Below are 23766 nucleotides of genomic sequence, written 5' to 3' on the forward strand. Positions count from 1 at the left end.
CAGGCCGCCAGATTCTCGCGGGCGATTCACGCCGTACACCGTGTGAAATGTCGTTGTCCAACTGGCTCCGACGCTCGGCCGCGGAAATCGGCGCGGCGCGCTCACCGCCGGTGCGTCCTTCGGCGGCGGGCGGACGCGGAGTGCGACGCGGTTGAGGAAGCGGTCCACCGCCGCCACCGTGAAGTCCGGGTATCCGTCCGGTGGCTCACCCGGCCGACTCGTCCATGGCGCGGCGAGGTGAAACCGGACGCGGGCCGGGCATGCCGCCCCGTCGCCGTGTCCACTCGGAACACTCCGCTCTCGTCCCCGAACGGGTCGGCGGTGCCGCCTCCCGGCCGCCGCACTCCGGGTGAGTGACGGGTCCGCTCCGCCGCCTTCGCGGGGACACCCCGGCCCGCCCGTACGGGAGGGCCGGGGTGGTTCGGTCAGATGCGGTAGCCGAGGCTGCGCAGCTGCTGACGGATCGCCTCGTCGTCGGCCGTGGCGGTGCCGCTGGTCGCGGCGCCCGAGTCGGTCGGAATGAGTGCGACTCGCTCCTCACGAAGGTTCTCGTTCACTGGTTCTCCTTTCCTGACTTCGGTGTTCATCCCTGCCCGGTCGGACAAGCTCGGTGCCGCCCTAGAGTGGCGGTATGGATGGCGACATGGATGACCTGGCCTACGACGCGACCGGTACGCCGGCGGTTCGGCTCCGCACGTGGGAACGGTGCTGGCCCCCGGACGACCCCCATGCCAACTTCAAGTCCGAGGTGGTCGACTACGGACTCCTCGACCCGCTGGAGACCGTGCGCGGGATGTCCCGGAACCTGGACATCCCGGTCGGTGCGATCGTCCGGTATGTGCTGGCGAAGTGGGCCACCGGCGGCAGCGGCGGCCTGCTCGAACTCGGCCCGGTGATGGTGCCGCGCCTGTGGGAGCCGATCGCGGCCGCGGAGGAGGCCGATTCCGACGAGCAGCGGCTCGCGGCGTACCACCAGCTCCGGCAGATGATCTCCTGGCTGAAGGTGCCGCTGGACGACCCCACGGTGTACCCGGCTCAGCATTCGGCCGAGTGACCTGCTCTCACCGCTCACGGCGCACCACCCCGGTCACACAGCCGATGCCGCCCGCCGCCCGCAGATACTCGCCGATGTGGATCTCGTCGACGGCGACACCCGCCCGCTCCAGCCTCCGCCGGATACCCGGGCAGCCGGCGGGCATCAGCACCCGCCCCGGCGCGAGCACCAGCAGGTTCATCCCGCGCCCCACCAGCAGTTCCTCGTCCGGCGGCAGCGCGATCACCCGGTAGCCGTACGCGGCGAGCAGCGCCGGCAGCTCCGGCGGGCTCGCCGCCCGGTGGATGACCGCGGTGGACGAGTCGAGGAACATCACCGTCCCCAGCAGGTGCTGTACGCCCGGCGCCAGCGGCACCGTGACCACCCGTGCCCCCAGTCCGGCGACCGCGGCGGCGACCTCCGCCGCGCCCGCCGCGTTCGTGCGGAAGCCGGTACCGACGATCACCGTCGACGGGTCGATCCACAGCGCGTCGGCGCCCTCGAACACGGCGGTGCCGGAGACCGTGCGCAGGATCGGGAACCCGGCCCCGGCCAGCGCGAGCGCGGCATGCCGTTCCTCGCCGGCCCGCTGCGCCGACGCCATCCGCGCCAGCACCGCCCCGGCCGGGGTCATCCAGAACAGATCCCGCGCGAAAATCACGTTCGGCGTCGCCGCGGGGGACGTCAGGTGTACCTCGACCCCGTACTCCCGCAGGCGGTCCGCCAGTGCGTCGTACTGCGCCCGCATCGCCGGGAGATCCACCGTCCCGAGCATGAGCGAGGCCCCCGGCCGCCGCACCGCGGCGATGCTGTCCGGCGGGCGGACCAGCAGCACCGACCGCAGCGCGGCCGTCTCCGACCGGTACCCGCACGGCGCCCACACCCTCCCGGCCGCGACCTCGTCCACATGGGACGCCACCCGGGGGACCCACCCCGGGCCGCCGTGGGTGCTCGGCTCAGATCCAGTCGTCGTCACGGGCATAGCCGAGCCTCTCCGCCATCGCGAGCACATCCGCGCTCAGCGCGGACCGGATCTCTTCCTCGCGCGCCCGCCACCGGCCGGGGCGTGGTGCGGCGGTCGCCACCGTGGCGGCGATGCCGACGGTCGCGGCCCGCCTCAGCGGCCCGTCGAACGGGATCCCCAGCCAGTCCGCGATCCGCTCGACGGCGTCCGCGCGGGCGGGCGGACCGCTGATCAGGTCCTCGAAGCGCACGGTGTGATCCGCCCCGTGCGCGAGCACCGCCCGGTGACTCGACAACCACTGGTGGGCGCAGACCCGGGGCAGGGCGGCGGCGGTGTACGCATGCCAGCGGGGTGGCAGATCGAACTTCCACCAGTACCGGTCGGCCGGCCGCACATCGGCGTAGCCGGCGATGCGCAGCGGCTCGTCCAGCCGGTTCGCGTGGAACCCGTGGTGCAGCCACCCGTCGACCAGGCCGTTGACCGACGCGGCCGGGTTCCTGGTCAGGTGCAGTACCCGCAGGCGCGCGTTGGGGAACACCGCCCGCAGGAAGCCGAGCCGGTAGGCGTTGCCCGGTGTCTTGATCACCAGTGGCTTGGTGGCGAGATCGTGTTCGTCCGCCGGCCGCCACGGGCGGGGGAGGACGAAGGGCGGCTCTTCGAGCAGCACCTCACCGGGCGGCCCGGCCGGCCGCGGCCCCGGTGACCGTCCGGGAAGGTCGTAGTACCACGGGTTCACGCCGGTCATGCCGATCAGCGCCCGCGCGAACCGGGGGAGATCACGGTCCAGTACCGCCTCGGCGGTCCGCACCAGGTCGACGGGGTCGAGGCCCAGCTCCGGCCACTGCACGACCAGCCGCCACGCCGCGTCCACCGCCAGATTCTCCACGCCGCCGCCGGGAGAGCCCGCGTCCAGTGCCAGTTCCGCCTCGAACAGCGCCCGGGCCCCCGGCCGGAGCCCGTGCCAGTGCGCCGCGTCCAGCAGGTCGGATCCGGTGCCGCTGTGCGGGTGGTCGAGGCCGACCAGCCGCAGCAGCGGATTCAGCTCCCCGCGCAGATGCAGCAGGTGCGGCGAGGAACGCAGCAGCTCGGCGAGCATGCTCGACCCGCCCCGCGAACTCGACGCGACGACGACGAGATCGCGCACCTTCGAGCGGAAGTGCGGCACCGGCGTGCCCCGCAGCGGCCGCAGCACCTCCAGCCCGCGCACGACCCCGGCGACCGGGCGATCCACGGTGCGGCTAGGCATGGTCGGGCTTCCGCACCGAGTACACACACCAGCGCCACCGGTCGCGCACCGAGCCGTCCGCCAGCACCTCGAACGGATGCACCTCGCGCACCTCGCGCGGCGCGTCGTAGTACAGGCGGTAGATCTCCTGCCGGGCCGCCGGTGTCGTCTCGTGGGTGTCGATCCACCGGTCGATCGACTCCCAGAGGAAGTACTCCTCCATCCGCACATCGGTGAACCCGCCGCCGGTGAGCAGCGCCCGGAAGTCCTCCTCGCGGAACATCTGGTACAGCAGCGGCTGCTTCTTCTTGAACACCCGGAACATCCAGAACGCGTCCACATCCGCGTACGGCACGATCTGCCCGACGATGAACTGCCCGCCCGGCCGCAGCACACGGAAGATCTCCGACACCGGCCGCTCCGGCTGGGGCAGCAGATGCAGCACCTCCCGGGTGACCACGAGATCGAAACTGGCGTCCGGGAACGGCAGGTCGTAGACGGTGCCCTGGTGCACGACATCCAGCCGGGTGCCGGCGAGCGCGGCCATCTCCGGAGTGAGGTCCAGCCCGACCATCTCGCCGACCCGGCCCCGGAACGCGCCGCCGACGACACCGCTGCCGCAGCACACGTCCAGCATCCGCGCGTCCGGCGCCACCGCGCACAGCTCCGCGTGCTTGCCGAGCAGATCCTCGTCGGTGAGCCAGGCGCACGAGTCGTGCCAGTCCTTCGAGCGGATCCCGAACTGCCGCTGGTAGACGGCGTAGTCGACCTCGACGGCCCGGGTCCGGTTACGGGCCGTCCGCCCGGCCAGCCGCGCGGCGAGCCGTGCCCGGCTCGCGTCGACGGCCCGTTCGGCGATGCGGCGGGCCAGCTCCGGATCGGCCGCCAGCGCCCGCCGCGCCTGCTCGGTGACGACGTCGAACACACGGGCGCCCGCGTCGTCGTTGCGCAGCGTGCGCTTGGTCTGGCCGTCGAACCGCGCGTCCGGGATCCGGATCGCGATCACCGCGGTCAGCCCCTCCAGGATGTCGACCGCGGTCATCTTCTCCGCGGACGCGCCGAGGTGTTCGGCCACCACCCCGGCCAGCGCGCCGCGCAGGGCGTCCACATGCGACCCGCCCAGGTCGGTGCGGATGGTGTTGACGTAGCTGAAGATCTGCTCCGCGTACCCCTCGGTCCACTGGACGGCGGCGTCGATCACACACCCGTCCCCGGCCCAGGTGACGGTGGCCGGCTCGGCATGCACCTTCTCGGCGTCGCGGGCCCGGTGCGCGAGCAGGCCCCGCACCCCGGTCGTCTCGCGGAGCGACTCGTGCCGCCCGGTGCGGTGGTCGGTGAGCTCGACCCGCAGCCCGGGGTGCAGATACGCGATGTCGAGCAGCCGGGCGTGCACCACGTCCGCGTCGAGCACGCACGAGGAGAAGATCTCCCGGTCCGGGCGGAACCACACCCGGGTGCCGCGCCGGCCGCTGTCGCCGACCCGCTTGAGCGGAGTCTCGACCGAGCCCTTGGCGAACGACTCGCTGTGCTGCGCGCCGTCGCGCCACACATCCAGCCGCAACCACTCCGACAGCGCGTTCACGCAGGCCAGGCCGACACCGTGCAGCCCGGCCGAGGTCGCGTACGAGGAGTGGTCGAACTTGCCCCCCGAGTGCAGCGTGGTGAGCACCAGCTCGCACGCCGGGATCCCGGCCTCCGGGTGCGGGCCGGTGGGGATGCCCCGGCCGTCGTCGGTGACCGAGCAGGAGCCGTCGTCGTGCAGCTCCACCGAGATCACGCCGCAGTGCCCGGCGGCGGCCTCGTCCACGGCGTTGTCGATCAGTTCGAGCACCAGATGGTGGGCGCCGTCCGAGCCGGTCGACCCGACATACATCGACGGGTTGCGGCGCACCGCCTCCAGCCCGGAGTGAAGGGTGATCGCCTCGGCGGTGTAGTCGGTGGTCATGGCGCTCCGTTTCCGGCGAACCGCGGCTCGGTCAGCCCGGTGAGGGCCTGCTCCAGCCGGTCCACGTGCGTCTTCTTCAGCGTGCACAGCGTCTCCAGCCAGCTCGCCAGATCGGCCACGCCCTCCGTGTGCGCCCGCGCCGCCAGGCCGGGGTAGCGTTCGCCGGCCTCCCCGAGGTCGCCGCTGATCGCCGAGGCGAGGTTGCGGCGGGTGTCGCCGAGCGCGCGGCCGGTGCCCGGATCGTCGCCGCCCAGCAGGTCCCGCAGGACATCCAGGTGCCCGTGGGCGGCGCAGGCCACGCTCTCGGCGAGTTCGCCGAAGACCCGGGCCGCCTCGGTGTGCCCCTCGATCTCGGCGACCTGCGCGAAGTAGGTGTACCGCGCCGCGGTGGCCGCCTCGGCGAGGAACGCGGCCCGCACGCCGTCGGCGAGGGAGTGGTCCGGTTCCATGTCAGACCCTCGTTCCCGAGGCGACGGTGAACAGCATGTGGTCGGTGATCCGGCCGTCCGCCTCGGCCACCGCGTGCCGTGCGCGGAACGCGGGTGACGCGCTCCGGTAGCGGTCCCGGATGGCCTCCCGCGCGTCCTCGCCGATCGCGCCGTTGTCCGACCACACGTCCACGTCCTCCACCGACACATACCGCCGCGACCGCACCGGGTCGCATCCCGCGCCGGTGAGCAGGTCCTCGACATCGCCGGGCCGGAAGAAGTGCCGCCGGGCCGGGTTGCGCAGCCGCAGGATCTCGAAGTACTCGTCGGAGTCGTCGTCCCCGTAGGCGCACAGATGGGTCAGGACGACCCGTCCGCCCGGACGGGTCACGCGCACCATCTCGCGCACCGCGTCCGGCAGTGCCATGAACTGGATCCCCTGACGGCACACCACGATGTCGAAGGTGCCGTCGTCGAAGGGCAGCTTCTCCGCCGGGGCGATCACCAGTTCGTCGAGCATGCCGCGCGCCTGCTCGGCCATCTCCGGCGTGATGTCCACGCCGGTCAGCCGCCGCACCCGCCCGGCGAACAGCCGTGACACCAGCCCGGTGCCGCACGCCACGTCCAGGACCGAGTCGCCGGGCCGGGGCGCGGCCGCGGTGAGCATCAGCTCGCCGAGCGCGTCGTCGGTGCACCATGAACTGGACCGGTCGTAGGTGTTCGCGCGGTCGGCGAAGTGTGTTCGGACGCTTCCCGTTTCGTTCATCTGCTCTCTCCTGCCGGGACCCGGGCGCGGCCCGGCCTCGCGCGGCGGCGCAGCCGGCGGACGGTGATGTCCCGCCGCCAGCGCCGGAAGTGATTGCGGTCGGTGCACAGCGATCGGGCCTCCACCGCCAGCCGCACCGCGCATCCGCGCAGTGCGACGCCGATCGGACCGGGAGCCGGTTCGGCCGGCGAGGCCCCGTCGAACGGGTAGCGAAGCGTCTCCATCACCCGCGCGGTCACGCTCTCCACCTGCCGGCGCTCCCGGTCGGAGAGCCCCCGCCGGTGGGCGCCGATCCGCGCCGTGGTGATCGGGTCGCCCGCCGTGCGCCAGGACGCCGACAGCGACGCGGTCACCCGGGCGTTGCCGGTGAGGTGGTGCGCCAGCATCGCGGGCTCGACCGTCTCACCGATGAAGTCGCAGATCGCCCGGATCTCCCGGTCGGGCGCGGACACCAGGTCCTCGTACCGCACCAGGTGCACCACTCCCGGCCCCCACCGCTCCAGGGCCGCGCGGGCGAGCTCCTGTTCGGCCCTCCACCGCAGCGCCATGCGGTACGGGTGGCAGTGGCCGAACACGGCCCGCTTCGCCGACGCGGCCACATCGCGGGGATCGCGCACCAGCCACAGGAACCGCGCGCCGGGGTGTTCGGCGACCACCTCGTCGACGTGCTCGACCATGAAGGTGCTCTTGCACCCCCAGCGGGCGGCGCCCTCGGCGACGCGGTACTGGTCGTAGATCGCCGACACCACTCCGAACAGCGACGGTCCGGCCGCCCCGGTCACCGCGGCCCGGTCGATCTCGTGCGGCCACGGATGGATGTGGTTGCGCAGCAGCCACATCGCGTCGCCCACCATCGCCTCGACATCACCGTCGTAGGGGATGCCGGAGAGATACCGCATGAAGTGCGGGGGGTGCGGGACCGCGATCCGCGAGTGCGCGTCGAGCACCAGCCGCAGCAGGTTCGACCCGGATCGCTCGGTCCCGATGATCAGGATCGGGCCGTCCTGAGTGGACACCGGTCAGACCCCGACCGAGAGCTTCTTCGCGCCGCAGTCCATCAGAGTGCTCCCGACGGCGGCCACTTCCGGGTCGGCCACCTTGTCCAGTGTGTACCGTTCGGAACCGGGAACCAGCGGCGCGGCGGCGGAACTCCACTCCGCGCGCCAGCGGGTCCCGGCGTACGACGTCGACCGCTCGGTGCCGTCGGCCGGCTGCGGGTGGAAGTACTGGAAGTGCTCCGGCCAGTGCTTGAAGTCCATCACCGGGCCGGGCTGATAGGCGTCGTACACCCGCTTGTACGCGTCCCGGCAGACCTGCTCGGGCAGCCCGCTCACATTCAGGAACTCGTCCTCGTGCAGGGCCTGTTCGACCGACAGCCAGTTCAGGTGGTCGATCTCGGTGCGAATCATCTTGTTCCGCACCGCGTCCTGGTACACCGTCGTGCCGGGCATGGCCGACAGATACTTCACCCGGGTCACATGGTTGTACTGCTCGGCGAACTGCACCATGTCCGAGAGGGACTCCTCGGTCTCGTTCGGCAGACCGACGATGAGCAGCGAGCCGAACCGCACACCGCCGTCGAACGTGGTGCGCATCGCGCGGACGGTGAGGTTCTCGCTGCTGCCCTTGCGGGCCTCGCGCAGCACCTCGCGGCCCAGCGACTCGACGCCGTACAGGATGATGTCCGCGCCCGCGTCCCGCATCGCGTTGATGCGCGGTACGTCCATGTCGGCGCACCGGGTCAGACAGGTCCACCGCAGATCGTGCTGGGAGATCACATCGCACATCTCGAGGGTCTGGCCGCGGTGCGAGCTGAAGGTGAGGTCGACGAAGAAACAGAAATCCACGCCGTACTGGGTTTTGAGCCAGTCGAGGTCGCGGTCCATCTTCTCCGGCGACTTCGCCCGCACCTGCGGGGTGGTGCGGTAGCAGAACGAGCAGTCCATCTTGCAGCCGCGGCTGTAGGACGAGATCACCTGCGGCTGCATACCGAGCGGCGACCGCGACTGAGGCCACAGGTCGAGCCGCATCCTGGGCAGCGCGTCGAGATCCATCATCTGGCCGCGCGGCGGTGTGCGGCGGGTGTTTCCCTTCTCGTCCCGGTAGCAGATCCCCTTGATGGTGGGGAGGTCCAGCTTCCACGAGCCTCGGGAGTAACTCTCCATCAGCTCCAGGATGGTGATCTCGCCCTCGCTGATCACCGCGATGTCGCAGTCGGTGGCCGACATGAAGATCGACGGAACGGACGTGACCAGCGAGCCGCCGCAGATGATCGGGATGTCCGGGTGCGTCTCGCGGACCATCGCCATCAGCGTCCGGCAGAAGGGGAAGTTGTCCTCGAACGTACAGATGCCGAGCACATCGGTGCCTTCGATGATCTGCTCGTACGCCGCCTGCAGCGGGTTCGGGGTGTAGCGGACGTCGATGATGCGCACCGGGTAGCCGGCGTTGTGCAGCACGGTCGAGATGTACGTCGCGCCTTCGTAGGGTGAGGTGAGGAAGAACTCCCAGCCCCGCGGCATGGTGAAGGGCGAGGGCCCGACGATGAGGGTGAACCTCGGCAGCGTGGGATCGGTCGGCACCGGTTCGGTGTCCTGGTTGCGCATTTGCTCGATGTAGCGATGGTCGACGCCGCCGTTCGCGTCGGCATACAACTCCAGGGCCAGGGACAGCTTTCGTGCCATGTGAATTCTCCCTCGCGTCACGGTCGTGGACGCTTCGCCAGGTAACTGTAGGGGCGGGATATGCCGTTCGGCACTGGTGTTCATGGTGCACGGCTCGCCGTTGTCGCACGCCGGGAGCCCGTTGCTAGCCTGCGGTGCCGCTGGCGTCGACAGAGGAATACAGAGGAATCCCGGTGACCACACAGCCGAACATCCTGTTCATCTCCCTGGACACCGTGCGCGCCGACGTCGCCTATTCGGGGAAGTACCCGGGCGTGGAGCGGCTGCGTGCGAGCGGGGTCAGCTTCATGCAGGCGATCTCGTCGTGTCCCCTCACTCCGGTCAGCCACGCCACGGTGTTCACCGGGCTCCAGCCGCCCCGCCACGGGGTCAGACACCTGTTCCGCGAATCGCTGGACAAGGAGGTGCCGACGCTGGCGGAGTGCCTCGCGGAGGCCGGCTACACGAGCGGCGCGGTGGTCTCCTGCCCCGGCCTGAACAAGTGGTACGGAATCGACCGGGGTTTCGACTTCTACGACGACGAGATACCTCTGCTGCCGGACGGCCGTGACCCGCTGTCGGTCGGCGACGTGAAGCTGCGCGGGCTGGCGCTCAAGCGCGCTCCGCTGGTGGTCGAGCGCGCCACCGACTGGCTCGCGTCCCTGGACGGCTCCCGGCCGTTCTTCCTCTTCGCGCACTTCTTCGACGCGCACTGGCCGTACGAGCCGCCGGAGGACGTCGGCGTCGAGGTGGCGAACCCGTACGAGGGCGAGATCGCCTACACCGACCACTACGTCCAGCTCCTGCTGCGCCGCATCGCCGAGATGGGCCACGACATCGATTCGATGCTGGTGGTGTGCTTCTCCGATCACGGCGAGGACCTGGCCGGGTGGTACCCCAACGACCACGCCGGCGACCTCGGCCACCCGTACGAGGAGGGCCACGGCTGCCTGCTCTTCGACGCGACCCAGCATGTGCCGCTGATCATCAGCGGACCCGGGGTGCCGGCGGGGATGAGCGTGGACAGCCAGGTGCGGCTGGTCGACATCATGCCGACGGTGCTCGGCCATCTCGGGCTGGACCCGCGGTCGTCGGACGGTGCCTCGCTGACGGAGTTCTTCGCGGGCGGCACCGGGGCGTCCCGCGAGGCGTACTCGGAGACCTACTTCCCGCAGGAGCGGGCCGCCGCCTCGGACGAGTACCCGGACCTGAAGGCGCTGCACGCGGTGCGGGCGGACGGGCGGAAGGTGATCTGGGAGGCGGACGGACGGCAGGTGTGGGCCTATGACCTCGCCGCCGATCCCCATGAGCTCGGCGGGCGGGTTCTCGTCTCCGATGAGGACGCGTGAAATCAGCGGTGACCCCGGCGCCCCGTTCGGTCCGCCGGGTCCTGGTCGCGAGCACGATCGGCACCGCCATCGAGTGGTACGACTTCTATCTGTACGCGACGGCGTCGGCGCTGGTGTTCGGCCCGCTGTTCTTCCCGGGGTCGTCGGCCGCCGGCGGTGTGCTCGCGTCGTTCGCCACCTACGCGGCCGGGTTCGTCGCGCGCCCGCTGGGCGGCCTGCTCTTCGGCCACTTCGGCGACCGGGTGGGCCGCAAGGCGATGATGGTGTGGACGCTGCTCGTCATGGGCATCGCCACCTTCGGCATCGGGCTGCTGCCCACCTATGAGACGGCCGGTGTCCTCGCGCCGGTCCTGTTGGTGACCTTGCGTGTCGCGCAGGGCATCGGCATCGGCGGCGAATGGGGAAGCGCGGTGCTGCTCAGCACCGAACACGGTCCGCCCGGACGCCGGGGCTTCCTCAGCAGCTGGCCCGCGATGGGCTTCGCGGTGGCGCTGTTCGGCAGCAATCTGACCTTCGTGCTGATCTCCAAGCTGCCCGAGGAGGACTTCCTGACCTGGGGGTGGCGGCTGCCGTTCCTGGCGTCGAGCGTCCTGGTCGGCATCGGTGTCTGGGTCCGGCTGGGGGTCGAGGAGACACCGGAGTTCCTGCGCGGCCGGGCGGAGAACCGCGCCGCCCGGGTGCCGGTGATCATGGTGCTGCGGCAGTGGCCGCGCCGCGTGGTGATCGGCATTCTCGCCTCGCTCGGCACCGGGTCGGTGATCGCGATGTTCACCGTGTTCCTGGTGGCGCATGCGGCGAAGGCCGGGCCGGAGGTGCGGTCGGCCGTGCTGACCGGGCTGATGATCGCGGCCCTGGCGGAGTGCGTGACACTGCCGGTGTTCGGCGCGCTCTCCGACCGGTTCGGCCGCCGGCCGGTCATGATCTTCGGCTACGCGGTCGCGGTGGTGGCGATGATCCCGGCGGGCGCCTGGCTGTCCTCGGGTGATCCGGCACTGGTCGCCCTGGTCTTCGTCCCCGCGCTGGCCATCGCGCACGGCGCGATCTACGGGAGCCTGGCGGCGTTCCTGGTGGACCTGTTCCCGACCATGGTGCGGTTCTCCGCCATCGCCGTGACCTACCAGGTGGGCGTCACGATCTCCAGCTTCCTGCCGCTGATCGCGGTCGCGATCACCGGCGGCTCGTCGGCGCTGCTCCCGGTGGTCGCGATGTTCGCGGTGGTCCAGCTGGCGGCGGGGATCGCCGTGGCGTGCGCGCCGGACTCACGCGCTGGCGCGGACCCTGCCGCGGACCCGGCAGGCGAGCGCCGACCAGTCGGCGGCGCAGCCCATGGCGAGGTCGGCGACCACCGGTGACCAGCGCTGGGGGACCGCGGCGGCGAGGTGGTCCCACTGCGCGGCGTCGAGGGTGTTGGCGTCGAGCAGCCGCAGGAGCGCGCGGCCGACCTCGGAGAACCGCAGCGACGGATCGGTGCGCAGCGAGAGCAGGAACCGGTCCCGTTCGGCGCGGGGCGTGCCCGCGGTGCCGTCGCCACCACCGGTTCCGCTGCCCGCCGGGTTGTTTTCCGGTGCGCTGCTTTCCGTGCGGATTCCGGCGGAAAGGCGATGCCGCCGCGGAATAGGATCCTCGCCGCGGCGAATTCTTTCCCGGACATCCCGGGCGGTGCCGACCGATATTCCGGCGATTCGGGCGATCTCCCGCAGTGAAAGATCTGGATTGTTGGAAATCGCCCGACTCGCAATCATGCGTCCGTGGGAGGCGTCGAGCGGCCGCACTTTCCCGTCGCGGCCGAGGCGGGTGTTCAACTGAGTCGTTTCCCCGGTTGCACACCGCCGGATCGCGGCCACCGTCTTGGTCGACAGGCCGGCCGTCGACGCGATCAGACGGTCCGACAGGTGCGGATGCGACGCGAGGATCCGGGCGGCGGCGGCGGTGCGGTCGGCCAGCGTCAGCGGCAGCCCCTGGTTCACATTGGCGCTCACGGCCAGGAGGAACGCGTCCTCCTCGGTGCCGTCGGCGAACCGCACGGCGATGGTGGCGTCCCCGCGCAACTTGGCCGCGCGCAGGCGGTGCACGCCATCGATCACCTGCATGGTCGGCCGGTGCACCAGGATCGGCGGGAGGTCGTCCGGGCACTGCGCGAGCGCGCCGACGTGGTCGGGACTGGGGCCGGCGACCCGCACGAAACGCGTTTCGGTCACTTGGCCGACCGGCAGATGGGTCGGCCGCGTGTCCCATGATCGAGTATCCAGCGATGTCCCGCTCATCCGAACTCCTCCAGATGGGCCCACCCATTTCCGGGCACGACGTGGTCACGCTCGGCGGCGCGTGACCGATCAGATCTCGGGAAGCGGCTACAAGGTACTGGCCAGGTTATGGCGCCGAACAGACCGGCGGAACGATATTTCCATGAGCAAGCTCTCATAATTGCCATTGCGGCCGGTGCGCCGGGTGCGCCGAGGATAAGCACTTCGCCGGCTCGTTGACATCGATCCGAGTCATGGGACAGAGTTCCCCTCGTTCCCCTAATGGATTTCCGTGGGTCACGGAGTGTGAAACCGCAGTGGACGCGCGATTAAATACGGTGAATTCTTTGGCGGCCGAGACGATGGCGGAGATGTTCCGGCGCCGGGTCGCCCGGGCCCCGGAGTCGATCGCGGTCGTCGCCGCTGACGGCACGCTCTCCTACGGCGAGCTCGACGCCCGCGCCTCCGCGGTGGCGGGCGGGCTGCGGGACCGCGGGGTCGGGCCCGACGACATCGTCGCCGTCGCGATCCCGCGCGGCGCGGACATGGTGGTGGCCGTCGTCGCCGTGCTCGCCGCGGGAGCCGCGTATCTGCCGGTCGACACCGCCCAGCCGCCCGACCGGGTGGCCGCCGTGCTCGCCGACGCCCGTCCCGCCCTGGTGCTGACGCCGGGGGAGCTGCGGGCGCTGGAGGCCGCGCCGGTGACCGCCGCCCCGCCGGCGGATCCCGATCCGGCCTGCGCCGCCTATGTCATCTACACCTCCGGCTCGACCGGAAGGCCCAAGGGCGTGGTCGTTCCCCATACGGGGATCGCTCATCTCGTCGCGGCGCAGCGGGAACGCTTCGGTGTCCGGCCCGGTGCCCGGGTCCTGCAGTACGCGTCCGTCGGCTTCGATGTGGCCGTCGCCGACCTGTGCATGGCGCTGCTCACCGGCGCCACGCTCGTTCTCGCACCGCCCGAGGGCCTTCCGCCCGGCGAACCGTTCGCCCGGTTCATCGCCGAACACGGCGTCACCCATGTGTGCATGCCCCCGAGCGCGCTCGCCGGCCAGCCGGACATGGCGCTCTCCTCGGTCGCCTGCCTGATCGTCGCGGGGGAGGCCGTGAGCCCGGACCTCGTCGCCCGATGGTCCGCCGGCCGCCGGATGATCAACGCCTACGGCCCGACCGAGACGACCGCCTGCGCCACCATGAGCGCGCCGCTCACCGGCGGCCCGGTGGTGCCGATCGGAGCGGCGATCCCCGGCACCGAACTGCGGGTACTGGACGAGAAGTGCGCCCCGGCCGCCGAGGGGGAGCTGTACATCGGCGGCGCCGGGGTCGCGCGCGGCTATCTGGGCTGCCCCGGGCAGACCGCGCAGCGGTTCGTCGCCGATCCGTGGGGCCCGCCCGGGGCGCGCATGTTCCGCACCGGCGACCTGGTGCGCCTGCTGCCGGACGGCGGCCTGCTGTTCCTCGGCCGGGCCGACGACCAGGTGAAGATCCGCGGCCACCGGGTCGAACCGGCCGAGGTGGAGGCCGCGCTCGGCGCTCACCCGGCGGTGGCGCGGGCGGCGGTCGTCGCCCACTCCGGACCGCTCGGCGCCTATCTCGTGGGCTATGTGGTGCCGCGCGGGGCGAGTGTGCCGGACCTGCGCGCGCATCTCGCCGAACGGCTGCCGGCCCACCTCGTCCCGGACATGATCGAGGTGGTCGGGCACTTCCCGCTGACCCCCAACGGAAAACTGGACCGGGCCGCCTTCGCCGAGCCCGCGCCGCGGGCCCCGGGCGTGCTCGCCGACGACATCGCCCGGTTGTTCGCCGAGGTGCTGTCGATGGACTCGGCAGCGCCGGACGACGACTTCTTCGGCCTCGGCGGCACCTCGCTCATGGCCACCGCGCTGGTCAGCCGGATCCGGGTCGAACTGGCCGTGGACGCGTCCGTGGCCACCGTGTTCGAGGCATCCACACCCGCCGATCTCGCCAGAGCCCTCTCCGCGACGGGCCCGGTGGCCCCGATGCACCCGATGCACCCGATGGACGCAGCCGGGGGCCGGACATGAACGTCGTCGTCGTCGGGGCGGGCATGGCCGGAACCATGCTGGCGATCCGGCTGGCCCGCCGCGGCCACCGGGTGGACGTGGTGGAGCGGCGCGCCGACCCGCGCGGCACCAGCGGCCCCGACGCCGCGTCGATCAGCGTCGGACTGTCCGAACGCGGGCGGGCGGCGCTGCGCGACATCGGCCTCCTCGACGAGGCCCTGGCCGCATCGGTGCCCATGCGCGGGCGGATCGTCCACCACAACGGCCGGGTCACCTACCAGCCCTACGGCGCGGACGACAGCGAGGTGCTGCACTCGATCCGCCGCCACGACCTCAACATCACCCTGCTCGACGCCGCCGAATCGGTTCCCCGGCTGCGGCTCTGGTTCGGCCACCGCGTCACCGGACTGACCGGTACCGAGGTGCGGACCCCGGACCGGACATTCCCGGCGGATCTCGTCGTGGGCGCGGACGGCGCGTACTCCACGGTGCGCGCGCAACTGCACCGCCGGGTGCGCGCCGAATTCCACCAGACGCACCTGGACTGGGGCTACCGGGAGTTCACCATCCCGGCCGTCGACCGGCCCGAGGCGCTGCACGTGTGGCCGGGCGGACGGGGGCTGGTGGTGGCACACCCCAACCCGGACGGATCGCTGACCGGCACCGTGTTCCTGCCGTTCGGCGGCGACACCGGATTCTCGGGGCTGCGCGACCCGGCGCGGGCCGGTGCCTTCCTGGCCGAGGAGTTCGGCGACCTGACCGATCTGGTGCCGGACCTGGTCACGCAGTTCCTCGCGCACGAGCCGGGCAGCCTGGTGTCGGTGCGCACCGCGCCGTGGCAGCACGACCGTGTCGTCCTCGTCGGAGACGCCGCGCACGCCGTGTTCCCGTTCTACGGCCAGGGGATGAACGCCGCGTTCGAGGACTGCGCGGTGCTCGACGCCTGTCTCGCCGAGCACGCCCCGGACGCCGCGCTCGCCGCGTTCGAGGCCCGCCGCCGCCCGCACACCGATGTGCTCGCCGAGTTGTCCGCACGCAACTTCGTGGAGCTGCGCGACCGGGTGCGGTCCCCGGTGTTCCTGGCCCGCAAGCGGATCGACTTCACGCTCGGCCGCCTGTTGCCGGGGTGGCGGACGCTGTACGCGATGATCAGCCACAGCAGCCTCCCGTACGGCGACGCACTCGCCCGGGCCCGCCGCCAGGACCGCCTCCTCGGCGGAATCGCCGGGCTCGGCGTGCTCGGCGGGGTCGCGTCGCTCGCTGCGGCGCGGCGGAATCGGAGCGGGAGATGATGCTGAGCCACCCGGCGGGTGACGTCGCGCTGTTCGAGCCGGATCACCCGGATCTGCCCGCCGCCGCCGAGGTGGTGCTGGCGTGGGCGCGGTCCTATCTGTGCCGGCCGCACCCCGATCTGGGACGGAGCGGCGACGTCTGTCCGTACACGGCCGTCTCGCTGGTACGGGGCGGGTTCTTCCTCGCCGTACACCCCGGACGGCCGGACCTGCGGGCGGTGATGACCGCCTACCGCGACTGGTTCCCCGACCTGCCGCCGCGTGAGGGGCCGCAGGCCAGATACCGGACGGTCCTGGTGGTGCTGCCGGACGTCACGCCCGGGGAGATCGACCGCTCCCAGCGGGAGCTGAAGCCCGGATTCGTGGAACGCGGCCTGATGATCGGCGAGTTCCACCCCGGACCGCCGTCCGCGCCCGGTCTGTGGAACGCGGACTTCCGGCCGATGCGCAGCCCGCTGCCACTGCTGGCGGTGCGGCACATGGTGGCCGCCGACGCGCCGTTCCTGCGGGCGGACCCGGAACATCTGGCGGCGTACCGGAGCCGGTTCGGGGACCGGGGAGCGTACCGATGACCGTCCCGCTCCCGCCCGGGGCCCGGCGGCTGTGGTTCCTGGAGGCGTTCGCCGACGGCGCTCCCCTGCACAACAATCCGGCGGTGTTCCGGCTGTCCGGCCCCGTGTCGGTGGACGCGCTCCGGCGGGCGGCGGATCTGGTGGTGGCCCGGCACCCGATGCTGCGCACCACCTTCGACGAGGCCGACGGCGAGCCCGTCGGACGGGTGGGTCCGGCCGGCGCCGCCGATGTCGTGGTGCGGACGGTGCCGTACGCGGAGGCGGCGGCCTTCGCGGCGCGGGCCGCACGCGAGCCGTTCGACCTGCGCACCGGGCCGTTGTTCCGGATCCGGCTGGGCCGGATCACGCCCACCGACCACGTACTGGTGATCAACACGCATCACGCGGTCGTCGACGGTACGTCACTGTCGGTGCTGTGCGCGGAGATCGGCGCCCTGTACGCCGACCCGGCCCGGCCCCTGCCTGATCCCGGGGAGCCGCCGGACACCGTCGACCACGACCCGTCCCGCCGGGCGTCCGATCTGGAGGGTGTGCCGGACCTGCTCACCCTGCCCACCGACCGTCCCCGCCCGAGGATGCGCGCCTTCCGGGGGGAGCTGCGCCGCCACGCGGTCCCCGAGGGCCTCACCGCGCGGGTCGACGCGCTCGCCCGCGCCACGCGCGTCACCCGGTTCGTCGTCCTGCAAGCCGCGTACGCCGCCACCCTGGGCACGACGGCGGGCCAGGACGAGGTGGTGGTCGCCACCCTGTGGTCCGGGCGGCCCGGGCCCGAATTCGGCGGCGTCGTCGGAATGTTCGTGAACCCGGTGCCGTTGCGGGTGGGGATCGGCGGCGATCCGACCTTCCGCGAGCTGGTGGCCGGGGTCCGCCGCGCGGTCGCGGCGGGACTGGGCGGCGCGGCGGTCCCGTTCGACCGGATCGTCGAGGCGGTGGGAGCCTCCCGCGACCCGAGCCACGCGCCGCTGTGCCAGGCGCACCTCGTGATGCAGGACCCGCCCGAGCTGGTGCTTCCGGGTGTGCGGGCCGACCGGATGCCGCCGGACACGGGCACGGCCGATGTCGACCTCACGCTGATGGTGGAGTCCGGCGGTACCGAGATGGCCGTGGTCACCGAGCACGACACGGACCTCTTCGAAGCTGCGACGGTCGACGGCCTCGCCGGGCGGCTGCTGGCCCTGCTGGACCGCGCGTGCGCCGACCCCGATCGCCGGCTGTCGGCGTTGACGGCGGGGCCCCCGGCGTTGGCCGCGCCGCCGTCCGGTGCTCCGGCGCCGTCGACCGTACTGGATCTGATCAGGTTCGGCACGGACGGTCTCGCGGTGGGGGAGCTGTCCTACGCCGAGCTGGAGCGCCGCTCGGCGGCGCTGGCCTCGGTGCTGCGGGCGAAGGGCGCCGGGCCGGAGGCGTGGGTCGCGGTGGATCTGCCGCGCGGCACGGATCTGGTGGTGGCCGTCCTCGGGATCTGGCGGGCGGGCGCGGTGTACGTGCCGGTGGAACCGCTGTGGCCCGAGCCGAGGCGCCGGGCCGTCACCGACGCCGCCCGCGTCGTGCTGACCGAGATCCCGGACCTCCCGGAGGAGTTCGAGCGCGTCGATCCCGGAATCGTCCCCGAGTCACTGGCGTATGTGCTCCACACCTCCGGGTCGACCGGCCGCCCGAAGGCGGTGGGCGTGCCGCACCGCGCGGTGGCCGGGATGCTGGCCCGGTCGGCGGCGCTGGTGGGGCTGGGCCCCGGGGACGTGGTCGCGGCCATGGTCTCCCCCGCGTTCGACATCTCGGTGTGGGAACTGGTGGGCCCGCTCACCGTCGGCGCCCGGGTGGCGGCGATACCGCCGGAGATCGTGGTGGACGGCCCCGCGCTGGCGCGGCGCCTGACGGCCGAGGGGGTCACGGCCGTCCAGGTCACCCCGTCGGTGTGGGCGGTGCTGGCGGCGGCCGGGGGCGTGCCGGAGTGCGTGCGGGTCCGGGTGTCGATCGGGGAGGTGCTGACGCCGGAGCTGGCCGGGGCGCTGGGCGGGGCCGAGCTGTGGAACACATACGGCCCGACCGAGACGACGATCTGGTCCACCGCCGAACGGGTGCGCCAAGGAGCCCGGTTCGGCATCGGCGACCCGCTCGGCGGCGTGGCCCTGTATCTGCTGAACGCGGGCCTGCGGCCGGTTGACGACGATGTGGTCGGCGAGGTGTACCTGGGCGGATTCCCGCTGGCGCGCGGCTATCTCGGCGCGCCCGGCCGGACGGCGGCGAGCTTTGTCGCCGACCCGTTCTCGCCAGTCCCCGGCGCGCGCATGTACGCGACGGGCGATCTGGCGCGGCGCCGGCCCGGCGGTCTCCTGGAGTTCGCCGGACGGCTGGACGCGCAGCTCAAGGTGCGGGGTCACCGGGTGGAACCCGCCGAGGTCGAGGCGGCGCTGCGGGCGGATCCGGAGATCGCCGACGCCCGGGTGGCCGGTGACGGCGACCGACTGGTGGCCTATGTCATCCCGGCCGCCGGGCCGCCCCGCTGGCCCGGGGTGCGGGAGCGGCTGAGCCGTGTCCTTCCCGCCTACCTGGTCCCGTCGGCGCTGGTCTCCGTGGACGCGTTCCCGCTGACCAGCTCCGGAAAGCTGAACGTACGCGCGCTGCCCCCGCCGGCGGCGGCGGACGCCGCCGCCCCCGGCCCCCACCCGGGTCCTGAGACCACGATCGCGGAGATCTTCGCGCGCCTGCTGGGCCGCCCGGTCGGCCGCGAGGACGATTTCTTCCTCTCCGGCGGCCACTCCCTGGCGGCGGCGAAGGCCGTCGCCAGGATCCAGGCGTCGCTCGGCGCGGAGGTGACGATCAGAACCCTGTTCGCCAACCCCACCGTCGCCGCCCTGGCCGCCGCGATCGACGCGGACCGGCAGATCCCCGCCACTCCGGAGGTTCCGGAGCCGGTGCCCGCCCCGCCGGGACGGCTGTCCGGGCCCCAGCACGGACTGTGGATCATCCACCAGGCGGGCCGGGACAACGGCGCCTACGTCGTGCACGCCGCGTTCCGGCTGGAGGGCGCGCTCGACGAGGCGGAGCTGCGCGCCCGGTTCGCCCGCACCCTGGCCGCCCATCCCGTCCTGCGATCGGCGATCGTCGTCCGGGACGACACCCCGCGGCTGCACGCGGCGCCCCGCACGGACGAGTTGGCGGCGAGGGCCTGGCGCACCACCGACCTGAGCGCCCACGCGGACCCGTGGCCGGAGGCCGGGCGCCTGGCCGCCCGGGACGCCGACGACCCCTTCGACCTGACCCGGCCCCCGCTGGTGCGAGCCCACCTGATCAGAACCGGCCCCACGACCCATCTCCTGGCGATCACCGCTCACCACATCATCTGCGACGACACCTCGATATCGATCCTGCTGAAGGCCCTGGCCACCGCGGATCCGCTCGCCTCGCCCCCGTCCCCTGCCATGGATCTCCGGGGGCCGGGGGCCGGTACCGGCACGGAGACCGGCGGACCGGAAGCACCGGCCCCCGCGCCGCCGGCCGCGGGTCCGCGCCGGCGGACCACCGAATTCTGGGCCGAGACACTCCGCGACGCCCCGCCCGCCTCCGGACCCTCGCCGGACCATCCGCACGGCACGGCCAGGCCCCCCGCGCCGGGCGGCTCGCCGCACCCGGAATCCGGCCCGGCCCATCCCCGGCGCGCGGGCGCCGCCCCCGGTGCCACCCACCGCTTCACCATCCCGGCCGGGCTCGCCCGCCGCTTCGCCGCCTGGTGCCGGAGCGAGCGGTCCACCGCCTTCGCCGGACTCCTCGCCGTCTTCGCCCTCGTCTCCTCCACCCGGGACGGCGGTGACGACCTCGTCGTCGGCGCCCCGGTCAGCACCCGCCCGGCCGGATGGGACGACGTGATCGGCATGTTCGTCACCACCCTCCCGCTCCGGCTCCGCACAAACCGCCGAGCCACCCCCCGCGACCTGCTCGCCGACGCCACCGGGATGGTGGCCGACGCGATGGACCACGCCGACATCTCCCTGGCCGACATCCTCACCGCGGTCCCCGCCCCGCGCGAGGACCACCCCCTGTTCCGGACGATGCTGGTACTCAACCGCGAGACCGCCCCCGTCACCTTCACCGGCCTGACCGCGACCCCGCTGCCGATCGACCGCGCCACCAGCCGCTTCGACCTCACCCTCCACATCAGGGAACGCGAGGGCGACTGGCCCGCCCTCATCGACTACCGCACCGACCGGTACGAGGCGGACACGATCGCCGGGATCGCCGACCAGGTGACGGCGGTCATGGAGGCCGTGACCCGCCACCCCGGCCTTCCCCTGTCCCGCCTGGACCTGCTGTCCCCGGCCGACCGCGCCGTCCACACCGCCCTCGGCACCCGGTCCGGTCCGGCCGCCCCCGGCGGACCGGACACACCGTCCGCCGGCCCGGCCGTCCGCCCCCGGCGGGCCGCCACGACGGTGGTCGACCTGATCGCGGACAGCGCCGCCCGGACCCCCGGCGCCACCGCCGTACTCGACCTCGCCGCCGGGCCCCTCACCTACCGCGAACTGGACCGCAGATCCTCCGCCGTCGCCCGCCACCTGCGCGAGACCGGCATCCGCGGCGAGGACCCGGTCGCGATCACCATCCCGTCCGGCGCCGACGCGATCATCGCGATCCTCGGTGTGCTCAGGGCCGGCGGCTGCTTCGTCCCCATCGACCCCGCCCAGCCGCCCTCCCGCCGGCACGCCCTGATCACCGCCAGTGGCGCGAGGACCGTACTGACCCGCGACGCCCTCCCCGCCACCGGCCACCACGAACCCGTGCCCATCCACCCGTCCCAGCTCGCCTACGTCGTCCACACCTCGGGCTCCACCGGTGTGCCGAAAGGCGTCGAAGTCCAGCACGACACCCTTCTCAACCTCACCACCGCGTTCATCGCCGAACACGGCCTCACCGCCGCGCACCGCCTCCTGATGGTCCCGCCCACGCACTTCGACGCCGCGTTCGGCGACATCTTCCCGGTCCTCGCGGCCGGCGCCACCCTGGTCATCCATCCCGACCCGGGCAGCCTCACCGGAGCGGACCTCCTCCAACTCTGCGCCGAGCACCGGCTGTCCGCGGTGGACACGGCGGCTCCCCTCTGGCAGCGCTGGGTGGCCGATCTCGCCGGGGAACGCCTCCCGCTGGAGATCATGATGGTCGGCGGCGACATCGTCCCGGCGGCGGCCGTCCGCGCATGGGCGAAGCACGGCATTCCGCTCCACAACCACTACGGCCCGACGGAAGCCACCGTCTGCGCGACCAGCCATCGCACCGTCGACGGCCGGGAGCACCCCACCCGGCTGCCGATCGGCCGCCCGCTGCCGAACGTCCGCGTCCACCTCCTCGACCGGGCTCTGCGCCGGGTGCCCGTCGGCGTGGTCGGCGAGGTCTACATCGGAGGGACGGCGCCCGCCCGGGGATACCGGGGAAACCCGGCCGCGACCGCCGCCGCGTTCTTCGCCGACCCCTACGGCGACCGCCCCGGCGCCCGCATGTACCGGACCGGCGACCTCGCGAGGCTGAACCGGCACGGCACGTTCGAGTTCGCCGGCCGCGCCGACGACCAGATCAAGATCCGCGGCAACCGGGTGGAGCCGGGGGAGGTGGCGGCCGTGCTCGCCGCGCACCCGGCCGTCGCGGAGGCCGTGGTGGTGGCCAGGGGCGACCGCCTCATCGGCTACGCCGGCGTCCCTGCCGCACCCACCCGGGACACATCCGATCCGGCCGGCCCCGACGCGCGGGCCGGCGTCCCGGACGTTCCCGGCCTGCGCGCCTTCTGCGCCGACCGCCTGCCCGCGCATCTCGTGCCGGACACCGTGGTCGTCCTCGACACCCTTCCCACCAACAGCAGCGGCAAGATCGACACCACCGCCCTCCCCGAACCCCCCGCCGGCCCCTCCGCCCCGGCGGATCCGCCCCGGACCGCCACCGAGCGAGCCGTCGCCGCCATCTGGGCCACCGTGCTCGACCTGTCCGACGTGGACCGCACCGCGGACTTCTTCGCCATCGGCGGCCACTCGCTCATCGCCGCCCATGTCCTCGCCGCCGTCCGCGACCGCCTCGGTGTCACGGTGCCGATGCGCACCCTCTTCACCGCCCCCACCGTGGCGGCGTTCGCGGCAGCCGTCGACGACGGCGCCCCGGCGGACCTGCCCACGGCCGCCCGGCTGCGCGCCGACGCCCTCCCCCCGTCCGAGATCCGTCTCCGCACCGCCCGCCCGCCCGGCGTCCCCCCGGCCGGCCCGCCGCGCCGGATCCTGCTCACCGGCGCCACCGGCTTCCTCGGCCGCCACCTCCTGGACCAGCTCCTGGCCCGGACCGACGCCCGGATCCACTGCCTCGTCCGCCAGAGCTCGACCGGCCGGCTGCCGGTCTCCGACCGGGTGATCCCGGTACCCGGCGACCTGTCCGCACCCGGCCTCGGTCTCTCCCCGGAGGACCACGCCACCCTCACGACCGTGGACGCGATCTACCACAACGCCGCCGTACCGCACTTCGCCGCGCCCTACGACGCCCTCAGAACCGTCCATGTCGGCGCCACCGCCGAGATCCTGCGCCTGGCCGGCGCCGGCGGCGCCCCGCTGCACCTGATCTCCACCCTCGGTGTCTTCCTCGGTGACGCCTACGACGGCCGTGTCGTCACCGAGGCCGACGCCCCCACCGACCCGAGCGGCCTCACCAGCGGCTACGACCTCAGCAAATGGGCGGCCGACGCCATGGCCGCCGCCGCCCGCGGCCACGGCCTGCCCGTCTCGATCCACCGCATCGCGGCCATCGTCGGCGACACCGCCACCGGCGCCGCCGACCCGCGCTCCGCGTTCAGCCGCTGGCTCACCGGATGCGTCGCCGCGGGCGCCGTCCCGGACACCGCCGAGGTGCTGGACATGGTGCCCGTGGACACGGTGGCCGCGGCGATCGTCGCGCTCTCCCAGGTCCCGGACCACCTCGGCCGGGACCACCACTACCACGGCGACGGCGGCCTCACCCGTACCGCCCTCGCCGCTGCCCTCACCTCGGCCGGACACCCGACCGAGGTGGTGCCGTACCACCAATGGCGGGAGCGGATGCTCGCCGATCCGGCCGGGCCCTTCGCCCCGCTCGCCTTCTCCCTGCCCGAACACCCCCGCCCGCACCCGCGGTTCGACTGCTCCCGCACCTGGGCCGCCGCGGCCGGGGCGGGGGTGGGGTTCCCCCCGGCCGACGAGCGAATGCTGCGCAGACACCTGGACTTCCTCACCGGTGCCGGCGCCCTTTCCGGAAGTGGATGA

General features: G+C 72.9%; 16 protein-coding genes. 7 read left to right on the forward strand and 9 right to left on the reverse strand.

The window, feature by feature from the left end; all coding sequences use genetic code 11:
* Positions 1-425 precede the first annotated feature (425 nt).
* Complete coding sequence (locus tag AAFN69_RS07710; RefSeq protein WP_347727568.1) at positions 426-557, reverse strand: hypothetical protein; 132 nt, start codon at positions 555-557, stop codon at positions 426-428.
* A 74-nt stretch (positions 558-631) separates the two neighbouring features.
* On the opposite strand from AAFN69_RS07710, the gene AAFN69_RS07715 reads away from it, so the two are divergent.
* Entirely contained in the window at positions 632-1054 is a 423-nt protein-coding gene (locus AAFN69_RS07715; protein ID WP_347727569.1) for a DUF6027 family protein, read from the forward strand.
* Between the two features lie 7 nt (positions 1055-1061).
* Here AAFN69_RS07715 and AAFN69_RS07720 read toward each other — a convergent pair whose 3' ends face one another.
* Genes AAFN69_RS07720 through AAFN69_RS07750 form a run of 7 tightly spaced genes read right to left on the reverse strand, consistent with a single transcriptional unit; the run spans position 1062 to position 9045 of the window.
* The gene (locus AAFN69_RS07720) at positions 1062-2009 is read right to left on the reverse strand and encodes an arginine deiminase family protein (protein ID WP_347727570.1); all 948 of its coding nucleotides are present in this window, start codon (positions 2007-2009) and stop codon (positions 1062-1064) included.
* Complete coding sequence (locus AAFN69_RS07725) at positions 1990-3243, reverse strand: sulfotransferase (protein ID WP_347727571.1); 1254 nt, start codon at positions 3241-3243, stop codon at positions 1990-1992. The genes AAFN69_RS07720 and AAFN69_RS07725 overlap by 20 nt, the downstream gene beginning before the upstream one ends.
* Positions 3236-5167: a methyltransferase domain-containing protein gene (locus tag AAFN69_RS07730; RefSeq protein ID WP_347727572.1), complete on the reverse strand. Its 1932-nt coding sequence runs from the start codon at positions 5165-5167 to the stop codon at positions 3236-3238. The genes AAFN69_RS07725 and AAFN69_RS07730 overlap by 8 nt, the downstream gene beginning before the upstream one ends.
* Positions 5164-5616, reverse strand: a complete 453-nt coding sequence (locus AAFN69_RS07735) for a rubrerythrin family protein (RefSeq protein ID WP_347727573.1) — start codon at positions 5614-5616, stop codon at positions 5164-5166. Before AAFN69_RS07735 ends, AAFN69_RS07730 begins: the two co-directional genes overlap by 4 nt.
* Position 5617: 1 nt before the next feature.
* Positions 5618-6361, reverse strand: coding sequence for a methyltransferase domain-containing protein (locus AAFN69_RS07740; protein ID WP_347727574.1), 744 nt, complete (start codon positions 6359-6361; stop codon positions 5618-5620).
* Complete coding sequence (locus tag AAFN69_RS07745; protein ID WP_347727575.1) at positions 6358-7377, reverse strand: sulfotransferase; 1020 nt, start codon at positions 7375-7377, stop codon at positions 6358-6360. The genes AAFN69_RS07740 and AAFN69_RS07745 overlap by 4 nt, the downstream gene beginning before the upstream one ends.
* A gap of 3 nt (positions 7378-7380) precedes the next feature.
* Complete coding sequence (locus AAFN69_RS07750) at positions 7381-9045, reverse strand: radical SAM protein (RefSeq protein WP_347727576.1); 1665 nt, start codon at positions 9043-9045, stop codon at positions 7381-7383.
* 173 nt (positions 9046-9218) lie between these two features.
* Here AAFN69_RS07750 and AAFN69_RS07755 point away from each other — a divergent pair, with 173 nt between their 5' ends.
* Both AAFN69_RS07755 and AAFN69_RS07760 read left to right on the forward strand, forming a co-directional pair.
* Complete coding sequence (locus AAFN69_RS07755; RefSeq protein ID WP_347727577.1) at positions 9219-10373, forward strand: sulfatase; 1155 nt, start codon at positions 9219-9221, stop codon at positions 10371-10373.
* 8 nt (positions 10374-10381) lie between these two features.
* Positions 10382-11725: an MFS transporter gene (locus AAFN69_RS07760; protein WP_347727698.1), complete on the forward strand. Its 1344-nt coding sequence runs from the start codon at positions 10382-10384 to the stop codon at positions 11723-11725.
* Here AAFN69_RS07760 and AAFN69_RS07765 read toward each other — a convergent pair.
* A complete protein-coding gene (locus AAFN69_RS07765) occupies positions 11633-12637 on the reverse strand; it encodes a ParB N-terminal domain-containing protein (protein ID WP_347727578.1) in 1005 nt (334 codons plus the stop codon). The genes AAFN69_RS07760 and AAFN69_RS07765 overlap by 93 nt on opposite strands.
* Before the next feature lie 341 nt (positions 12638-12978).
* On the opposite strand from AAFN69_RS07765, the gene AAFN69_RS07770 reads away from it, so the two are divergent.
* From AAFN69_RS07770 to AAFN69_RS07785, 4 genes are read left to right on the forward strand one after another with little or no spacing between them, the layout of a single operon-like run.
* A complete protein-coding gene (locus tag AAFN69_RS07770) occupies positions 12979-14658 on the forward strand; it encodes a non-ribosomal peptide synthetase (protein WP_347727699.1) in 1680 nt (559 codons plus the stop codon).
* On the forward strand, positions 14655-15929 hold the full coding sequence (locus AAFN69_RS07775) for an NAD(P)/FAD-dependent oxidoreductase (protein ID WP_347727579.1): 1275 nt from the start codon (positions 14655-14657) through the stop codon (positions 15927-15929). The genes AAFN69_RS07770 and AAFN69_RS07775 overlap by 4 nt, the downstream gene beginning before the upstream one ends.
* Positions 15926-16501 (forward strand): DUF6875 domain-containing protein, encoded by a 576-nt coding sequence (locus AAFN69_RS07780; RefSeq protein ID WP_347727580.1) that lies wholly within the window; start codon positions 15926-15928, stop codon positions 16499-16501. Before AAFN69_RS07775 ends, AAFN69_RS07780 begins: the two co-directional genes overlap by 4 nt.
* A complete protein-coding gene (locus AAFN69_RS07785; RefSeq protein ID WP_347727581.1) occupies positions 16498-23766 on the forward strand; it encodes an amino acid adenylation domain-containing protein in 7269 nt (2422 codons plus the stop codon). Before AAFN69_RS07780 ends, AAFN69_RS07785 begins: the two co-directional genes overlap by 4 nt.

It is taken from the genome of Streptomyces sp. CAU 1734 (genome assembly GCF_039888735.1).
Lineage (GTDB): Bacteria > Actinomycetota > Actinomycetes > Streptomycetales > Streptomycetaceae > Streptomyces.